General features: G+C 69.7%; 19 protein-coding genes. 14 read left to right on the top strand and 5 right to left on the bottom strand.

Annotated elements, in window-relative coordinates; translation table 11 throughout:
* The first annotated feature begins 11 nt into the window (after positions 1 to 11).
* From hutU to hutI, 4 genes are read left to right on the top strand one after another with little or no spacing between them, the layout of a single operon-like run.
* A complete protein-coding gene (gene hutU / locus AA983_RS03165) occupies positions 12 to 1,763 on the top strand; it encodes a urocanate hydratase (protein ID WP_047311172.1) in 1,752 nt (583 codons plus the stop codon).
* A 19-nt stretch (positions 1,764 to 1,782) separates the two neighbouring features.
* Complete coding sequence (locus AA983_RS03160) at positions 1,783 to 3,012, top strand: allantoate amidohydrolase (RefSeq protein WP_231579507.1); 1,230 nt, start codon at positions 1,783 to 1,785, stop codon at positions 3,010 to 3,012.
* Positions 3,009 to 4,328: a formimidoylglutamate deiminase gene (locus AA983_RS03155; protein ID WP_047310692.1), complete on the top strand. Its 1,320-nt coding sequence runs from the start codon at positions 3,009 to 3,011 to the stop codon at positions 4,326 to 4,328. The genes AA983_RS03160 and AA983_RS03155 overlap by 4 nt, the downstream gene beginning before the upstream one ends.
* Entirely contained in the window at positions 4,325 to 5,503 is a 1,179-nt protein-coding gene (gene hutI / locus AA983_RS03150) for an imidazolonepropionase (protein WP_047310691.1), read from the top strand. The genes AA983_RS03155 and hutI overlap by 4 nt, the downstream gene beginning before the upstream one ends.
* Before the next feature lie 11 nt (positions 5,504 to 5,514).
* Here hutI and AA983_RS03145 read toward each other — a convergent pair whose 3' ends face one another.
* A complete protein-coding gene (locus tag AA983_RS03145) occupies positions 5,515 to 6,561 on the bottom strand; it encodes a diacylglycerol kinase family protein (protein WP_197078927.1) in 1,047 nt (348 codons plus the stop codon).
* 170 nt (positions 6,562 to 6,731) lie between these two features.
* Here AA983_RS03145 and AA983_RS03140 point away from each other — a divergent pair, with 170 nt between their 5' ends.
* From AA983_RS03140 to serS, 5 genes are all read left to right on the top strand, one after another.
* A complete protein-coding gene (locus tag AA983_RS03140) occupies positions 6,732 to 6,998 on the top strand; it encodes a hypothetical protein (RefSeq protein WP_047310690.1) in 267 nt (88 codons plus the stop codon).
* Positions 6,995 to 7,294 carry a ribbon-helix-helix protein, CopG family gene (locus AA983_RS03135; protein ID WP_052946817.1) on the top strand — a complete coding sequence of 100 codons (300 nt, stop codon included), beginning with the start codon at positions 6,995 to 6,997 and terminating at the stop codon, positions 7,292 to 7,294. The genes AA983_RS03140 and AA983_RS03135 overlap by 4 nt, the downstream gene beginning before the upstream one ends.
* Positions 7,295 to 7,388: 94 nt before the next feature.
* Entirely contained in the window at positions 7,389 to 7,649 is a 261-nt protein-coding gene (locus tag AA983_RS03130) for a hypothetical protein (RefSeq protein ID WP_047310689.1), read from the top strand.
* 69 nt (positions 7,650 to 7,718) lie between these two features.
* On the top strand, positions 7,719 to 8,576 hold the full coding sequence (locus AA983_RS03125) for a hypothetical protein (RefSeq protein ID WP_047310688.1): 858 nt from the start codon (positions 7,719 to 7,721) through the stop codon (positions 8,574 to 8,576).
* A gap of 135 nt (positions 8,577 to 8,711) precedes the next feature.
* A complete protein-coding gene (gene serS, locus AA983_RS03120; protein ID WP_047310687.1) occupies positions 8,712 to 10,028 on the top strand; it encodes a serine--tRNA ligase in 1,317 nt (438 codons plus the stop codon).
* Positions 10,029 to 10,170: 142 nt separating this feature from the next.
* On the opposite strand, the gene AA983_RS15375 is transcribed toward serS, so the two are convergent.
* Positions 10,171 to 10,488 (bottom strand): hypothetical protein, encoded by a 318-nt coding sequence (locus tag AA983_RS15375; protein WP_156170137.1) that lies wholly within the window; start codon positions 10,486 to 10,488, stop codon positions 10,171 to 10,173.
* Between the two features lie 169 nt (positions 10,489 to 10,657).
* Here AA983_RS15375 and AA983_RS03115 point away from each other — a divergent pair, with 169 nt between their 5' ends.
* Positions 10,658 to 11,137: a hypothetical protein gene (locus AA983_RS03115; protein ID WP_047310686.1), complete on the top strand. Its 480-nt coding sequence runs from the start codon at positions 10,658 to 10,660 to the stop codon at positions 11,135 to 11,137.
* A gap of 140 nt (positions 11,138 to 11,277) precedes the next feature.
* Positions 11,278 to 11,937, top strand: coding sequence for a DUF1345 domain-containing protein (locus AA983_RS03110; protein WP_047310685.1), 660 nt, complete (start codon positions 11,278 to 11,280; stop codon positions 11,935 to 11,937).
* Positions 11,938 to 11,946: 9 nt separating this feature from the next.
* On the opposite strand, the gene AA983_RS15370 is transcribed toward AA983_RS03110, so the two are convergent.
* From AA983_RS15370 to AA983_RS03100, 3 genes are all read right to left on the bottom strand, one after another.
* On the bottom strand, positions 11,947 to 12,105 hold the full coding sequence (locus AA983_RS15370) for a hypothetical protein (RefSeq protein WP_156170135.1): 159 nt from the start codon (positions 12,103 to 12,105) through the stop codon (positions 11,947 to 11,949).
* A gap of 209 nt (positions 12,106 to 12,314) precedes the next feature.
* Positions 12,315 to 12,569 (bottom strand): hypothetical protein, encoded by a 255-nt coding sequence (locus tag AA983_RS03105; RefSeq protein ID WP_047310684.1) that lies wholly within the window; start codon positions 12,567 to 12,569, stop codon positions 12,315 to 12,317.
* A gap of 45 nt (positions 12,570 to 12,614) precedes the next feature.
* On the bottom strand, positions 12,615 to 12,797 hold the full coding sequence (locus AA983_RS03100; protein WP_047310683.1) for a hypothetical protein: 183 nt from the start codon (positions 12,795 to 12,797) through the stop codon (positions 12,615 to 12,617).
* A 258-nt stretch (positions 12,798 to 13,055) separates the two neighbouring features.
* On the opposite strand from AA983_RS03100, the gene AA983_RS03095 reads away from it, so the two are divergent.
* From AA983_RS03095 to AA983_RS03085, 3 genes are all read left to right on the top strand, one after another.
* Positions 13,056 to 14,402 (top strand): sensor histidine kinase, encoded by a 1,347-nt coding sequence (locus AA983_RS03095; RefSeq protein ID WP_052946816.1) that lies wholly within the window; start codon positions 13,056 to 13,058, stop codon positions 14,400 to 14,402.
* Positions 14,399 to 15,076, top strand: a complete 678-nt coding sequence (locus AA983_RS03090) for a response regulator transcription factor (RefSeq protein ID WP_082128655.1) — start codon at positions 14,399 to 14,401, stop codon at positions 15,074 to 15,076. The genes AA983_RS03095 and AA983_RS03090 overlap by 4 nt, the downstream gene beginning before the upstream one ends.
* A 102-nt stretch (positions 15,077 to 15,178) precedes the next feature.
* The gene (locus AA983_RS03085; protein WP_047310681.1) at positions 15,179 to 16,075 is read left to right on the top strand and encodes an ABC transporter ATP-binding protein; all 897 of its coding nucleotides are present in this window, start codon (positions 15,179 to 15,181) and stop codon (positions 16,073 to 16,075) included.
* The last annotated feature ends 3 nt before the right edge of the window (positions 16,076 to 16,078 follow it).

Below are 16,078 nucleotides of genomic sequence, written 5' to 3'. Positions count from 1 at the left end.
AGGAGACCGCCATGGAGGGCGCCCGCCCCGTCCGCGCACCGCGCGGAACCGAACTCAACGCGAAGTGCTGGCAGACCGAAGCCCCGCTGCGCATGCTCATGAACAACCTCGACCCCGAGGTCGCCGAGCGCCCCGACGACCTCGTCGTCTACGGCGGCACCGGCCGCGCAGCCCGCTCCTGGGAGGCGTTCGACGCCATCGTCGAGACGCTCAAGGACCTCGAGCCGAACGAGACGCTCCTCGTGCAGTCGGGCAAGCCCGTCGGTGTCGTGACGACGAACGAGTGGGCGCCGCGCGTGCTCATCGCCAACTCCCACCTCGTGCCGGACTGGGCCACGTGGCCCGAGTTCCGCCGCCTCGAGGCCGAGGGCCTCATGATGTACGGCCAGATGACGGCCGGTTCGTGGATCTACATCGCGACGCAGGGCATCCTCCAGGGCACCTACGAGACGTTCGCCGCCGTCGCCCGCAAGCGATTCGGTGGGACGCTCGCCGGCACCATCACGCTGACGGGCGGCTGCGGCGGCATGGGCGGGGCGCAGCCCCTCGCCGTCACGCTCAACGACGGCGTGTGCCTCATCGCCGACGTCGACCGCACGCGCCTCGAGCGCCGCGTCGCCAAGCGCTACCTCACCGAGATCGCCGACGACCTCGACGACGCCATCGCCCGCGCCAACGCCGCGAAGGCCGAGAAGCGCGGCGTCTCCATCGGCATCGTCGGCAACGCCGCCGACGTCTTCCCGCAGATGCTCGCGCGCCACCGCGCAGGCGACATCACGATCGACGTCGTTACCGACCAGACATCGGCGCACGACCCGCTGAGCTACCTGCCGTCGGAGGTCGCCGTCGACGAGTGGCAGCGCGAGGCCGAGGGCGACCCGGTGGGCTTCACGAAGAAGTCGCGCGAGTCGATGGCGGCCCACGTGCAGGCCATGGTCGAGTTCCAGGACGAGGGCGCCGAGGTCTTCGACTACGGCAACTCCATCCGCGACGAGGCCCGCACCGCTGGTTACACGCGCGCCTTCGAGTTCCCGGGCTTCGTGCCCGCCTACATCCGCCCGCTCTTCTGCGAGGGCCTCGGCCCGTTCCGCTGGGCGGCGCTCTCAGGCGACCCGCAGGACATCGCCGTCACCGACGCCGCGCTCAAGGAACTGTTCCCCGAGAACGAGCACCTGCACCGCTGGCTCGACGCCGCCGGTGAGCTCGTCGAGTTCGAGGGCCTGCCCGCGCGCATCTGTTGGCTCGGCTACGGCGAGCGTCACAAGGCCGGGCAGCTGTTCAACCGACTCGTCGCCGAGGGCAAGGTCTCCGCACCCATCGTCATCGGCCGCGACCACCTCGACTCCGGCTCCGTCGCCTCGCCGTACCGCGAGACCGAGGGCATGCTCGACGGCTCCGACGCCATCGCCGACTGGCCGCTGCTCAATGCCCTCACCGCCACGAGTTCGGGCGCCACGTGGGTGTCGCTGCACCACGGCGGCGGCGTAGGTATCGGCCGCTCGATCCACGCCGGCCAGGTCGGCGTCGCGGACGGCACCGACCTCGCGGCCGCGAAGCTCACCGCGCTGCTGACGAACGACCCCGCCATGGGCGTCTTCCGCCACGTCGACGCCGGGTACTCCCGCGCCGTCGAGGTCGCCGACGAGCGTGGCGCGCGCATTCCGATGACGCCCACCGTTCGTGACGCCGACGGCGCCGATGCCGCGCAGGCTGCCGCCACGCGAGCCGCCGCCGAGCGCACGGCGCCCAAGGCCGGCAACTGAGCGAGTGCGAGGTACTGACGTGAGCGAGACCCGCCGATTCGAGTCGCTGTGGAACGACCTGCACCCCGTGGGCCGTGACGGCGGCTCCGGCGGCTACCGGCGCTTCGCGTGGACGCGTGAGGACGCGACACTGCGCGAGTGGTTCGTCGGCGAGTGCGCCGCGCTGGGGCTCGACGTCACCGAAGATCGCGCCGGCAACCAGTGGGCGTGGTGGGGCAACCCGGACGACGCGCCCGGCGAGGGCGTCGTCACCGGCTCGCACCTCGACTCGGTGCCCGACGGCGGCGCGTTCGACGGGCCGCTCGGTGTCGTCTCCTCGCTCCTGGCCGTGAAGGCGTTGCAGGAGAGAGGATTCGCTCCGCGCAAGCCGATCGGGGTCGTCAACTTCGTCGACGAGGAAGGCGCTCGCTTCGGCGTCGCCTGCGCCGGTTCGCGCATCATCACCGGTGCGCTCGACGCCGACCGCGCCCGCTCGCTCACCGACGCCGACGGCGTCACGATGGCCGAGGCGTGGCAGCGCGCCGGGCGCGACCCGGGCACGCTCGGGCGCGACGACGAGACCCTCGCGCGCGTCGGCACCTTCGTCGAACTGCACGTCGAACAGGGCCGCGCGCTCATCGACCTCGACGACGCCCCGGTCGCCATCGGCACCGACATCTGGCCGCACGGCCGTTTCCGCGCCGACCTGCCCGGACGCGCCGACCACGCCGGCACGACGGCCCTCGGCAACCGCGACGACGCACTGCTCAAGGCGGCGCAGTTCATCGAGGCGACGCGGGGCGCGGCGGCCTCGCGTGACCGCTCGGGCGAGGGCGGCGACCGCGTCGTCGCGACCGTCGGCAAGCTCGACGTGGTGCCCGGCGGCATCAATGCCATCGCGTCGCACGTCACGGCGTGGGTGGACGCACGAGGCTCCCGGGAGGAGGACGTGCGGGCCGTCGTCGACGAGCTCGAGGAGCGCGCCAGGGCACTTGGGGGGTCCTGGCGCGCCGAGTCGTGGACGCCGACGACGCCCTTCGACGCAGGCCTGGTCGAGCAGCTCGACGCGACGCTCGGCGGCGTGCCCTTGCTCGGCACGGGCGCCGGCCACGACGCAGGCATCCTCGCCAACCACGGCGTGCCCACGGCGATGCTGTTCGTGCGCAACCCGACCGGCACATCGCACTCGCCCGAGGAGTTCGCCGAGACCGACGACTGTGTGCGCGGCGTGGAGGCCCTCGTCCGCGTTCTGGAGGACCTCGCCGGATGACGACCTACTGGGCCGAACACGCGCTCCTGCCGGAGGGTGTGGCGTACAACGTTCGCCTGACGGAATTCGAAGGGCGCTGGAGCGCAATCGAACCCGGCGTCCAGCGTGGCGACGGTGACGTCTCGTTGGGTGGGGTTGTCCTGCCCGGTTTCGCGAACTGTCACTCGCACGCGTTCCACCGCGCGCTGCGCGGACGTACCCACGGCGACGGCGGCACCTTCTGGACGTGGCGCGAGCGCATGTACGCCGTCTCGAGGCGCCTCACGCCGGAGAACTACCGCACGCTCGCGCGCGCCGTCTTCGCCGAGATGGTCATGGCCGGCATGACGAGCGTGGGCGAGTTCCACTACGTCCACCATCGCCCCGGCGGCGCGGCGTACGACGACCCGAACGCGATGGGCGAAGCACTCCGCGAGGCCGCCCGGGAGGCCGGGATCCGCCTCACGCTCCTCGACACCTGTTACCTCCACGGCGGGCTCACCGCCGACGGTCACGCGCCGCTGGGCGACGACCAGCAGCGCTTCAGCGACGGTTCCGCGGCCGCCTGGGCCGCGCGACACGCCCTGCTCGCCGACGACGAAACGACGCGGATCGGCGCTGCCGTCCACTCCGTCCGGGCCGTCGCCCGTGACGAGATCGGTGAGGTGCTCGCCGCGAGTGACGGTCAGCCCGTGCACGCGCACCTGTCGGAGCAGCCCGCGGAGAACGAGGCGTGCGAGGCGTTCTACGGCCGCTCGCCGGTGGCGCTTCTGGACGACGCAGGCGCGTTGACCTCCCGGTTCTCGGCCGTCCACGCCACGCACCTGAGCGATGACGACATCGCGCTGCTCGCCGCCGCGAACGCCGTCGCGTGCTTCTGCCCGACGACCGAGCGTGACCTCGCCGACGGCATCGGTCCCGCTCGCGCACTCGCCGACGCCGGGGTGCGCGTCAGCCTCGGCAGCGACCAGCACGCGGTCGTCGACACGTTCGAGGACGCCCGCGCGCTCGAGATGCACGAGCGCCTCGTGACGAACGACCGCGGCCGCTTCAGCCCCGAGGAGTTGCTCGACGCGGCCACGCGTCACGACACGATCGGGTGGCCGGACGCCGGACGCCTCGAGGTCGGAATGCGCGCGGACGTCGTTGCCGTGCGCCTCGATTCGCGCCGCACCGCCGGGTGCCTGCCCGAGCAGGTGCTGCTCGCGGCCACCGCCGAGGACATCACGGACGTCGTCGCGGACGGCGCCCACGTCGTCACAGCAGGTCGTCACCGCCTCGGTGACGTCGGGGCCCTGCTCACCGAAGCCATCACCACACTCTGGGAGGACGCATGAGCACGACGCTCGTCACGAACATCGGGGAACTCGTCACGAACGATCCCGCGCGGAACGGGGGTGGCGCGGCGCTTCGGGGAGAGGAGCGCATCGCGCTCCTGCGTGACGCCGCGCTCGTCATCGACGGTGAACACATCGCGTGGGTGGGCGCTGCCTCCGACGCCCCGGACGCCGACCGCTGCCTCGACATGGAGGGGGCCACCGTCATCCCCGCGTTCGTCGACTCGCACAACCACCTCGTCTTCGACGGCGACCGCTCGGCCGAGTTCGCCGCGCGCATGACGGGGGAGGCCTACGACGGCGGCGGCATTGCGAACACGGTGCGCCCCACACGCCAGGCGTCCGACGAGCGTCTGCGCGAACTGGTCGCCGCCCGCGTAGAGCAAGCACGGGCGCAGGGCACCGGGCTCGTGGAGATCAAGTCGGGCTACGGGCTGTCGGTCGACGACGAGGCGCGGGCGCTGCGCATCGCGGGGGAGTTCACCGACGAAGTGACCTACCTCGGCGCCCACGTCGTGCCGAGCGACACGGATCGGCGCGAGTACGTCGACCTCGTCACCGGCGCGATGCTCGAAGCGTGCGCGCCCCTCGCGCGTTGGATCGACGTGTTCTGCGAACCGCACAGCGCGCACGCGTTCGACGGCGACGAGACGCGCGAGATCCTTGCTGCCGGCGTGGCTGCGGGCCTCATGCCGCGCCTTCACGCGGGGCAGCTCGGGGAGGGACCCGGTGTGCAGCTGGCCGTCGAGTTCGACGCGGCCAGCGTCGACCACTGCACGTTCTTGTCGACGGAGGACGTTGCGGCACTGGCCGGTTCATCGACCGTTGCGACCCTCTTGCCGGGTGTCGAGTTCTCCACCCGTCAGCCGTTCCCGAGTGGGCGCGACCTGCTCGACGCCGGGGTCGAGGTGGCGCTCGCGACCGACTGCAACCCCGGCACGTGCTTCTCCAACTCGATGCCGTTCATGATCGCGCTCGCCGTGCGCGAGATGGGCATGACGCCCGCGGAGGCGCTCTGGGCTGCGACGGCCGGGGGCGCTGCAGCGCTGCGGCGCGACGACGTCGGCGTCATCCGCGTCGGTGCGCGCGCCGATTTGGCGATGCTCGACGCCCCGAGCTACCTGCACATCGCCTACCGCCCGGGTGTGCCGATCGTCAGCTCGCTCGCGGCCTGAGGTTCACCCGACTACGTGCTCGACTTCTTCGCCTTCGCGGGCAGGCCCTTGAAGTCCTGGCCGAACGGCCCGGGCAGGCGGCTGCGCAGGTCGGAGAGCTTGGAGTCCTTCGGGTCGGCGATGCGCACGACGAGTGCGTCGGAGTCGATCCACATGCTGACGTCGCGGGCCTGACCGATGACGTCTCCGTCGAGCTCGACGGCGCGCTCGCGGCCCATGGCGCGGGCCTCGACGCGGCGCGCACGCACCCGCTCCACGCGGTTCGTGTTGCGGCGCGACTTGGTGAGGATCTGGCGCGTCAGCGCGCCCCACTGCAGCGGGCCGTCGGCCGAAAGCCAGACGGCATCGAACCATCCGTCGTTGCCCGTGGCGTCGGGCATGAGCTTGACCCCGCCGGTGAGGCGGCCGAAGTTGCCGACGAGCAGCGTCGTCGTCTTCTTCGTGCGCGGGGCGCCGTCGTCGAAGCTGGCGAGCATGCGCTCGGGGCGCTCGGTGAAGTACTTCATGCCGGCGATGGGATAGGCCATCCAGCCGACGCGCTTCTTGAGGCCTTCGCTCGTCGAATCCATGATGTCGCCGTCGAGACCGAACCCGGCCATGATGAGGAAGGTGTCGTTCTTGGCCGAGCCGTCGTCGAACGTGGCGTGCACGCGGCCGACGTCGATGCGCGTGTCGTGACCGACGAGGGAGCGTGCGAAGTTCTGCGCGGCCGAGCCGTCGACGGAGACGCCGAGGTTGCGCGCGAGGAGGTTGCCCGTGCCCTGCGGCATGAGGCCGAGCGGGATGTCCGTGCCGGTGAGCGCGGAGCCGACCAGACGGACCGTGCCGTCGCCGCCCGCGGCGAAAACGATGTCGCAGCCCGCGCTGACGGCCTGATGAGCCTGGCCGACGCCGGGATCCTCGAGCGTCGTCTCGAGCCAGAGCGGTTCGTCCCAGCCGGCCTCGTTGGCGGCCTTGGTGCACTCGCGGCGCAACTTGTCCTGGTCGTCGACCTTGGTGGGGTTGACGACGATGCCGGCGCGCTTGCGGGCGCCCTGCGAGGGTGAGGAGTTCGGCACCTCACGACTGTATCGGTCAGCGAGCGTCGGCGCCGGGCGACGGTTGGTTGCCGACGTGAGCATGCCTCGCTGTGGGAGCGAAACACCCTCGATGGGAGCGTTGCGGGCCCCGTCTTCGGCGCCCGTCGCGGGCTCTGTCTCTCGGGCGAGTTTCGTGACACAATATTGTTGTGGATGACGCCGTCACACTCCATCCCTCGGCCTTCAAGCACGGATTGTCCGCCGAGGACGTGACGCAGGCGTGGATGACTGGTTTCGCACGACAAGCTCGCCTTGAAGACGATCAGCCCGAGCGGTATCTACGCATCGGAGTCGACACGAAAGGGCGGCCCGTGGAGGTCGTCGCCTTGGTGTTCGACCAGAAGCGGACGCTCATCATTCACGCGATGCCGGTACGCAAGGCCACGCTCGACTTACTAGAGGGGAGAAAGCGATGAACGAGAAGTTCGACACGGCAACCCGACCCGACGGTGGCTCATGGGGCACGGTGAATGGGCAGCCGATCACAGAGGAAACGATCGAGGCCCTCGTCGCTGACGCCGAGGCGGGATTTTCCAAGGCTCGGGTGGCTCCGGTCGGGCGTCCGCGCACCGTGGGGAAGCGTCCGGCCGAAACCGTGACAGTACGGCTGGACCCTGAGCGCATCGATGCTGTCCGCGCGCGGGCGCGTCGAGAGCACACGAGTGCCAGTGACATCCTGCGTCGAGCCCTGGACGAGTATCTCGCCGGTTGAGCAGTGCCGATGGGAGTGTTGCAGCGCTCCCGTCGCCACAATCCGCGCCCGTCGCGGGTTCTGCTCCCGTCGTGAGGCGCCCTAAGGTCAGGGCGTGAACCCTCGCCGTGTTGTCTTCGTCATCCTGACGCTGATGGTTCTCGCAGCACCGCTTCTCGTCGAGGCCTCGCGGCAGGGTCACCGCGAGCTCGACCGGTGCATGACGAGCGCGCCGACGGTCGATTCGCCGTCGATGGTCAGTTGGGAGATCGACCACGACTACGCCCGTTTCCGACTGATCTGCACACTCTTGGACTCGAACGATCCGACGCAGCGCATCACCTGGACCAGGCCGCTGTGGGAATGGCCCCCGTGAGCCGACCGAAACGAGGTCGCGTCGGTGCCTCATCGATAAGGTGCCGACGTGGCATCGAGGGATAGCAGCGTGGCATCCGTCGAGCGGTGGCAGGCTCGCGGATGGCAGGTCGAGATCGAATACGCGGTGGCGGGCACCTTCGACGAGGTCTTCCTTTCGCGGCCAGGACGCGACGTTCACGCGCTTGTCGCCCCCGAAGGCGATGAGGTGGTGGTGGACCCGGGCGGTTCTCGCGAGGAGATGCAGCTGCGGTCGTTCGATGATCTGCTCGATCGCCTTGCCTTCGGGTGGGTGATTCGGTGCGGCGAGGGTCGACCGGCGCGCGACAAGGTGAATCGGGGCGAAACGCTCTTCGCCGGGCGGGTGCGTTCCGGCGACCTAGCGGACACGGAAGTCACCGTCCTGCTCATCCAGCCGCGACGCGGACTTATGCGCCGACTCTGTGATGCTGTCCGGCGGTCGCGGGAACGGTGCGGAGAGTTCGGCTTGGCGTACGTGTATCTCTGGCCGATACCCGGGCGCGAGCCCAACGTGAGCTGGGGCCCGGGCTTCGCCGGCGCGTGGTCGGAACTGTACGACGCGAGATTGCCGGAGGACGTCGAGTGGTATCCGGCAACTGAAGTGGAGCGATTCGTCGAACGGTTTGCGGTTGACCAGGGCATCAGCGATGAGGCGGCTGCGGCCCATCTGCGGAACCTTCTCCTGCTGCGAGGTGTTACCGCGAGCGCGACCGAAGCGACCGTGACAGTGGAGCGCGCGGGCATCCGAGTCGATGCATTGGTGACGTCTACCTTGGTCCACCTTCTCGTGAACGGCCGACGCGTCGATGCGCCACGTGAGCGCATGCCGAACGAACCGGCCGCCGAGATGCTGCTGGATGCTGCGGACTGGTTTGCGGAGGACTCGCGCGTGTGGTCGAGGCCATGAATGGAGGGCCTCACAGGCCCGTGACGAGTGCGTTGGGACGGTACGAGTTGTTCAACGCTCTCCCCTTAGGCGGGTTCTGCGCTCGTCGGGGCGTCTCCGGGCAACCCGGTTGCCCCTACCCGATAGCCTTACCTCGTGATCGACATCAAGCTTCTGCGCGAAAACCCTGACGCCGTCCGCGCGAGCCAGCGGGCTCGCGGCGCCGACGAGAGCGTCGTCGACCAGATTCTCGAACTCGACTCGACGCGTCGTTCGTCCCTCGGCGAGTTCGAGAAGGTGCGTGCCGAGCAGAAGCAGGTCTCCAAGAGCGTCGGTGCCGCGATGGGCGCGCTCAACAAGGCGAAGAAGTCGGGTGACGACGCCGAGGTCGCGCGTCTGCAGGCCGACGCCGACAAGGCCCGCGAGGACGCCACCGCGCTGAGCACCCGCGTCAAGGAGCTCGAGGCCACCGCCGACGAGGCCGGTGCGAAGTTCGACGAGCTGATCCGCGCCGTGCCGAACGTCGTCCTCGACGGCGTGCCCGCCGGTGGCGAGGACGACTTCGTCACGGTCAAGACGGTCGGTGAGCCGGTGCAGTTCGACTTCGAGCCGAAGGATCACCTCGAGATCGGCGAGAAGGTCGGCGCCATCGACATGGAGCGCGGCACGAAGGTGTCGGGCTCGCGCTTCTACTTCCTCAAGGGCGTCGGCGCTCGCCTCGAGCTGGCGCTGCTGCAGATGGCACTCGACCAGGCCATCGCGAACGACTTCACGCCCATGATCACGCCGACGCTCGTGCGCCCCGAGACCATGCAGGGCACCGGCTTCGACGTCAAGCACGACGCCGAGATCTACCGCGTGCAGGAGGAGGACGACCTCTACCTCGTCGGCACCTCCGAGGTGGCCCTCGCCGGCTACCACGCGAACGAGATCATCGACGTCGCCGCGCCCGTGCGCTACGCCGGATGGTCGAGCTGCTACCGCCGCGAGGCCGGCTCGTACGGCAAGGACACGCGCGGCATCATTCGCGTGCACCAATTCAACAAGGTCGAGATGTTCACCTACTGCAAGGTCGAGGACGCCGAGGCCGAGCACGCCAAGATGCTCGCCTGGGAAGAGGAGATGCTCGCCAAGTGCGAACTCTCCTACCGCGTCATCGACACGGCCGCCGGCGACCTCGGCACGAGCGCCGCGCGCAAGTTCGACTGCGAGGCCTGGGTTCCCACGCAGGGCACCTACCGCGAACTGACGTCGACGTCGAACTGCACTACCTTCCAGGCGCGCCGCCTCAACATCCGTGAGCGCACCGACGGCGCCACCCGCTCCGTCGCCACCCTCAACGGCACGCTCGCGACGACGCGCTGGCTCGTCGCCATCCTCGAGACGCACCAGCAGGCCGACGGCTCCGTCCGCGTTCCCGAGGCTCTGCGCAAGTACATGGGTGGCCTCGAGGTGCTGCCCGTCATCGCCTGACTTGGTTGCCTGACGCGCCGATCCGCGCGCGAGTGCCCGCATCGTCATGAGGACGGTGCGGGCACTCGCGCGTTCTTTGCGCACCCCGTTGATTCAGCCCCCCCGGCCTACGCCACCCTGACCGCGTCGATTCGTGCCGGCTTCAGTGCGGAGCATCTTCCGGGTAACGCCGCTGCCCACCCAGCGGCGTGACGAAGCCCTGAACCTGGACGAAAGCGGTGCCTCGCCATCTGTCGGCCCAGCGTCGCCAGTGGTCGGTGAGGACGGGCACCGTCACGAGGTTTCGCGTGTCATCGCAATCCGTGAGCTGTCCAAGGCTCGGCATTCCGGTAGCTGCCTTCTTGTCGAGTGACCGGGCTATCGCTGTGGTGGTCTCGTGGGTAATACGCGCTCCGACCGGGTTCTTTCCCGCCACAAAGGATGCTTCGCGCCAACTGTCGACGATGAGCTTGGAGTGCACAGGTGACCACCTGTAAATGTTCCGGTTGTTGTCCGCCGGGCACGAACGCTTGTCGCGAACTCACGTGTTCGCGAAGTGTGCTCGTCGGCGCCCCCGCCCCGGGAGGTGGTCCGCGGGGAGGTCGCCAGCCCGTAGCGTCGGGAACGAACCCGACGACCTTGGAGGACCCTTGCCGCGCGACGACCAATTTCTGCAGATCTACCTTCAGCATCACTGGGTGGGCTCGACCGGGGGCCGCGACCTCTTCGACCGCGCCGCCTCCTCCCACTCCGACGTTCGCGCGCGTGAGCAACTCGCGACACTCGCCCGTGAGGTCACCGAGGATCGTCAGGCCCTGCGCGACATCGCCAACAGGTTCGGGGTGCGCGAGGCGCGGGTGCAGCAGGCAGCCGCGCGCATCGGCGAATACCTCGGCCGCTTCAAGCCGAACGGGGCGCTGAAGGGTCGCTCGCCGCTCAGCGATCTGGTCGAGCTCGAGGCCCTCAGCCTCGGCGTCGAAGGCAAGAAGCGGTGCTGGCTCACATTGCTCACCCATGCCGAGAACGAACCGCGTCTCGACGCGGTGCAACTCGAAGAACTGCTCCGACGCGCCGATCAGCAGCTCGACGTACTCGCGGGCTTGCACCGTGAGGCTGCCGCGCGCATCTGACCCGAGGCAGCTGCAGGCCGGACGGTGTGAGCTCTGGCCCGGTCTGTGACCGGCGCAGCTCACATCTCGGGCCGTACCTCACATCGTCCGTGCACGGCCGACCGACGGCGTCCGCCCCGCGCGAGCGATAACGTTCCGCCATGGCTTCAGACAATCGTCGCGCGCTGACGCAGCGCATCGGCGTCCGACTTGCCGCATGCATGGCACTGGGTGCCCTCGTCGCCCTGGCCTCGATGACGTACCTCGAGCGCAGCCTGGCCTTCCACGTCATAGCGGGTTGGACAGCGGCGACCACGATCTACGGGCTGTGGACGTGGCTCACCGTTCGACCCATGAACGAGCACGAGGCCGCCGAGCACGCGCGCGAGGAAGATCCGAGCGTGGCGCTGTCCGAGGCGACCGTCATCGGTGGAACCGTGGCGAGCCTCGCCGGGGTGGGCCTGTTGCTCGCGGCGGGGCAGCACAAGAGTTCGGGCACCCCGGAAGCGCTGCTCGGCGCGGGCAGCGTCGTCGCGTCGTGGTTCCTCGTGCACCTCACGTACATGACCCGCTACGCGCGTCTGTATTACGGCGACGAGCCGGGCGGGCGAGGCATCGACTTCGAGGGCGGCGAGCCCGATTACTACGACTTCGCCTACGTCGCGTTCGACCTCGGCATGACGTACCAGGTCTCCGACACCACGCTGAAGAACCGCCAGATGCGCCGCCTCGTGCTCGCCCACACGCTGTTGAGCTACGTGTTGGGCGTCGGCGTCGTCGCGACGACGCTCAACCTCGTCGTGTCGCTCGCGTCGATCTAGGCCGCGCCGTCAGTCGGTGGTTTCGGTGGGCGTGCCGGGGTCGTCGCTGACGATCTCGCGCTCGGGCGAGCCCTCGTCGATCGCGCGAGCCTCGTTGCGGGCGTCTTCGCCGCCCTCGTCGTGGTCCTCGTCGTTCGAGAACGCGTCGGTGAGCTTGTCGATACCCATGGGATCTCCCTTGTTCGGTGCGCATTCTTCTGGTGTGCGTGGTTTTTGGCGTGCCCGTGCCCGGCCAGCGCGGGCACATCAAGGGCAGGCAGTCGGGCGGCCGCCGGTGAGCGCGTCACGAGGACGCTGCAGGGGCGCACTTGCGACGCTTCGTCGCGATGGCTCGCAAGCGCGCCCGCGCAGCCGGCGGCCGCCCGATCGGGGAGCGCTCAGGCGCCGGTCGTCGGGCGAGCGGCGCTCACCTGGGGCGTGCCCGCGTCCTCGTCACCGGTGAGCGCGTCGATCTCGCGGACGATGCGCTCGAACTCGTCATCGTCGATGGTGACGCCCGCTGCATCGAGGCCCTCCCGCAGCTTGCTGTCGATCTTGGCGTCGCCAGCGCTGTAGTCCCACGACGTCGCGGTGTCGACGGCGGCCTGGGCGGCCTCGCGCGCAGCTTCGAGTTCTTCGGGGGTGTGGCTCATGGGTGATGTCCTTTTCGTGTGTTCCGGCGGGGTGGGTTGGTGCCGTCACTCGCCCTGGAGGCGGTCCTTGTCGAGGCCGGACTGGGGCACGTTGTCCTCGTCGACGCGGTCTGCTTCGCCGCCCGCCTCCGGGTCTGTGATGTTGCGCTTGTCGCGCTCGCTCGGGCGCCCGCCCTCGTTGTCGCCGTCGTCCGGCATCTCGAAGACAGCGTCAGTCGCTACCGTCATGTCAGTTCCTCCACATCGAGTCTCGTGCAAGGCAGTGGACGGCTGGCCCACACGTGGGAGTGCCGCCCCGGCCATGATTGCCGAAATTGTCTGCCCGCGTGCGGCTTACGCTCAGGCGCCGCCGCGAGTAGGACACCCACTCAGCTAATCAGGAGGTACGTCGTCTGTCACCCGACCCCAGGGGTGGCCTAGCCCCGTGCGAGCATCTCCGCCGCTTGAGGGAGGTGCGCCCGGCGACTGCGCTCTACCCTCGGTCGGGTGAAACAGTTCTTCGGCCTCGACGACGAATGGGTGCGCAGGCGACCTGACGCCTGGCTGAGGCGAGATGTTCTCATCGCCATTCTGTTCTTCCTCGGCGCGCTGCTGGGTCTCGAGGTGTGGCGCGCACTCGGCTTCTCGGCCGATTCCCTGTGGCCGCGTTGGGCGCTGTATCTGAGCGCCGCCATCGGAGCCGGCCCGCTCGTGCTGCGCCGACGTTTCCCCGTCACCGTCATGCTCGTCACGGCCGCGCACATGTTCGTCATGGGGCTGACGCAGGTGCCGGTGATGTCGTCCATCGCCATGCAGGGCGTGTACTTCTTCGCCATCTTCACCGCGCTCGCCTGGGCGCCCGACCGCAAGCTGGTCACCCTCGCGGCAGCGGGCCTCGTGCTGTTCATGTTCGGCTGGCTGAGCGTGCAGTGGTCCGTGGCGGCGATGAACGATGACCTCCTCGACTCCTACAACGCCCAGCCCGCCAAGGCGCGCGACCCGTGGTTCGGCGCGACGGCCGCAGCCGTCCTGCAGGGGCTGATGATCAACGTGCTCTACTTCGCGACGGCGGTCGGGGCCGGGGCAAACTCGTGGCGTGGCGCCCGTGCCCGCGCGTTCGCCCACCAGCAGGCCCAGACGATCACCCGTCAGGCCGGCCAACTCACCGAGCAGGCCGTCGTCGAGGAGCGGCTGCGCATCGCACGCGAACTGCACGACGTCGTCGCCCACCACGTAGCGGCCATCGGCATCCAGGCCGCAGCGGCCCGCAAGGTGATGGTGAAAGACCCTGAGCGCGCGACGGACTCGCTGAGCAACGTCGAGGCCTCGTCGCGTGAGGCCGTCACGCAGATGCGCGCCCTGCTCGGCACTCTGCGCGCCGACGGACAACACACTGCGAACGGCTCGGGCGAGCCCACGAACGGCGCCGCACGCGCACCCGAACCGGGCCTGAACGACGTCGCCGCCCTCGTGGCGGGCGTACGCACCCCCACCTTCGACGTGCGCCTCGACGACCTCGTCGACGTCGACGTGCCCGCCAACGTCGGGCACAGCATCTACCGCACCGTGCAGGAGGCGCTCGCCAACGTCCAGCGTCACTCGACGGCCACGGCAGCCACCGTCACGCTGCGCGCGGGTGGCGAGGGCAACGGCCGCTACGTCGAGGTCGAGGTGCTCGACGACGGCCGCCCCCGCGCGGGTACGTCCGGCAGCGGGCTGGGCCTGCTCGGCATGCGCGAGCGCGTCACCGCACACCGCGGTACGGCCGAGATCGGCCCGCGCCTCACCGGTGGATACCGTGTGCGCGTGCGCCTGCCTCTCGCCGCCTCGACCAGGAACAAGGAGACGCCGTGACCGAATCGCTCAGGGTCCTCATCGTCGACGACCAGCGGATGGTGAGCGGCGGGTTCTCCCTCATCCTGTCGGTGGAGGACGACCTCGACGTCGTCGCCACCGCCGCGAACGGTGAGGAGGCGCTCGCGGTCGCGCGCGAGCTGCACCCCGACGTCACGCTCATGGATGTACAGATGCCCGTCATGGACGGCATCGAGGCCACGCGCCGCTTCGTCGAGGAGGGCCTGGGCCGCGTCGTCATCCTCACGACCTTCGATCGCGACGACTACCTCTTCAGCGCGCTCGACGCCGGCGCGAGCGGCTTCCTGCTCAAGAACGCCGAGGCCGACGAACTCGCCGACGCCGTGCGCACGGTGGGCCACGGCCACGCCCTCCTTGCGCCGGAGGTGACCCGGCGCGTCATCGAACGTCGCGCCGCTGCCTCCGCCTCCACCCCGCAGGAGGCAGACGAGCGCCTCGCCGCGCTCACCCCGCGCGAACGCGACGTTCTCGGCCTGCTCGGCCGGGGCTGCTCCAACGCGGAGATTGCAGAGCACCTTTTCGTCGGGGAAGCCACCGTCAAGACCCACGTGTCGAACGTCCTCATGAAGCTAGGCCTGCGCGACCGCGTCCAGGCCGTCGTCGCCGCGTACGAGACCGGACTCGTCCGCGCGGGGGAGCGCTCCGACACCTGAAGTTCATCCCTGCGGCGGAGGCGTTCATACGCGCTGCTGGTCAGGATGGTTCTCGTAGCTCCACCACGGGGAACGCACACGAGCCGGGAGGTCACGAGAAGGATGTTCGAAGCAAGAGGCTTGACCCGCGCATTCGGTGACAAGGTCGCCGTGCGCGAGGTGTCGTTCAGCGTGCCGGACGCTCGGATGACCGGCTTCGTCGGCGGCAACGGCGCGGGCAAGACGACGACGATGCGCATGATCATGGGCGTACTCGAGCCGAGCGCGGGCGACGTGCTGTGGGAGGGCCGGCCCATCACGTCGGCTGAGCGTCGGGCCATCGGCTACATGCCGGAGGAGCGCGGCCTCTACCCCAAGCAGCCGCTCATCGACCAGCTCGTCTACCTCGCTCAGCTGCGCGGCGTGACGGCGTCGGCGGCGCGCACGCGCGGCCTCGACCTCCTCGAGCGCTTCGGTCTCGCCGACCGTTCGAAGGACAAGCTCGAATCGCTCTCGCTGGGCAACCAGCAGCGCGTGCAGATCGCGGCCGCCGTCATCGCGGAACCGTCGGCGCTCATCCTCGACGAGCCGTTCAGCGGCCTCGACCCGCAGGCCGTCGACGCGATGGCCGATCTCCTGCGCGAGTACACGGCGCGTGGCGTGCCGGTGTTGTTCAGCAGCCACCAGCTCGACCTCGTCGAGCGGCTGTGCGACGGCCTCGTCATCCTGGCCCGCGGTGAGGTCGTGGCCGAAGGGCGGGCGGAGGACCTGCGCCGCCGCGGACGCATCCGCCACCGCCTCGTCCTCGACACCGACGCCGGCTGGCTGCGCGACGTGGCCGACTCGCTCGGCATCAGCGTCGTCGACATCGACGGACCGGTTGCCCTGCTCGAACTGCCGCACACGAACGGCGACGCAGCCGCCGACGAGCTCCTGCGCAGCGCCATGGAGCGCGGCCGAGTGCGCGAGTTCCACGAGATCGTGCCCCAACTCGCCGACATCTACCGAGAGGTGGCCTGAGGA

The sequence above is a fragment of the Dermacoccus sp. PE3 genome (assembly GCF_001021715.1).
Classification (GTDB): domain Bacteria; phylum Actinomycetota; class Actinomycetes; order Actinomycetales; family Dermatophilaceae; genus Dermacoccus; species Dermacoccus abyssi.
Note: the sequence above shows the minus strand (reverse complement) of the source record. Positions and strands in the feature narration are given on the sequence as shown.

Excerpts from the sequence above, each read along its gene's own strand:
- AA983_RS03100 (WP_047310683.1), bottom strand. The coding sequence starts at position 12,797 with ATGACGGTAGCGACTGACGCTGTCTTCGAGATGCCGGACGACGGCGAC.
- hutI (WP_047310691.1), top strand. The coding sequence starts at position 4,325 with ATGAGCACGACGCTCGTCACGAACATCGGGGAACTCGTCACGAACGAT.
- AA983_RS03155 (WP_047310692.1), top strand. The coding sequence starts at position 3,009 with ATGACGACCTACTGGGCCGAACACGCGCTCCTGCCGGAGGGTGTGGCG.
- AA983_RS03105 (WP_047310684.1), bottom strand. The coding sequence starts at position 12,569 with ATGAGCCACACCCCCGAAGAACTCGAAGCTGCGCGCGAGGCCGCCCAG.
- AA983_RS15370 (WP_156170135.1), bottom strand. The coding sequence starts at position 12,105 with ATGGGTATCGACAAGCTCACCGACGCGTTCTCGAACGACGAGGACCAC.
- AA983_RS03110 (WP_047310685.1), top strand. The coding sequence starts at position 11,278 with ATGGCTTCAGACAATCGTCGCGCGCTGACGCAGCGCATCGGCGTCCGA.
- AA983_RS03135 (WP_052946817.1), top strand. The coding sequence starts at position 6,995 with ATGAACGAGAAGTTCGACACGGCAACCCGACCCGACGGTGGCTCATGG.
- hutU (WP_047311172.1), top strand. The coding sequence starts at position 12 with ATGGAGGGCGCCCGCCCCGTCCGCGCACCGCGCGGAACCGAACTCAAC.
- AA983_RS03085 (WP_047310681.1), top strand. The coding sequence starts at position 15,179 with ATGTTCGAAGCAAGAGGCTTGACCCGCGCATTCGGTGACAAGGTCGCC.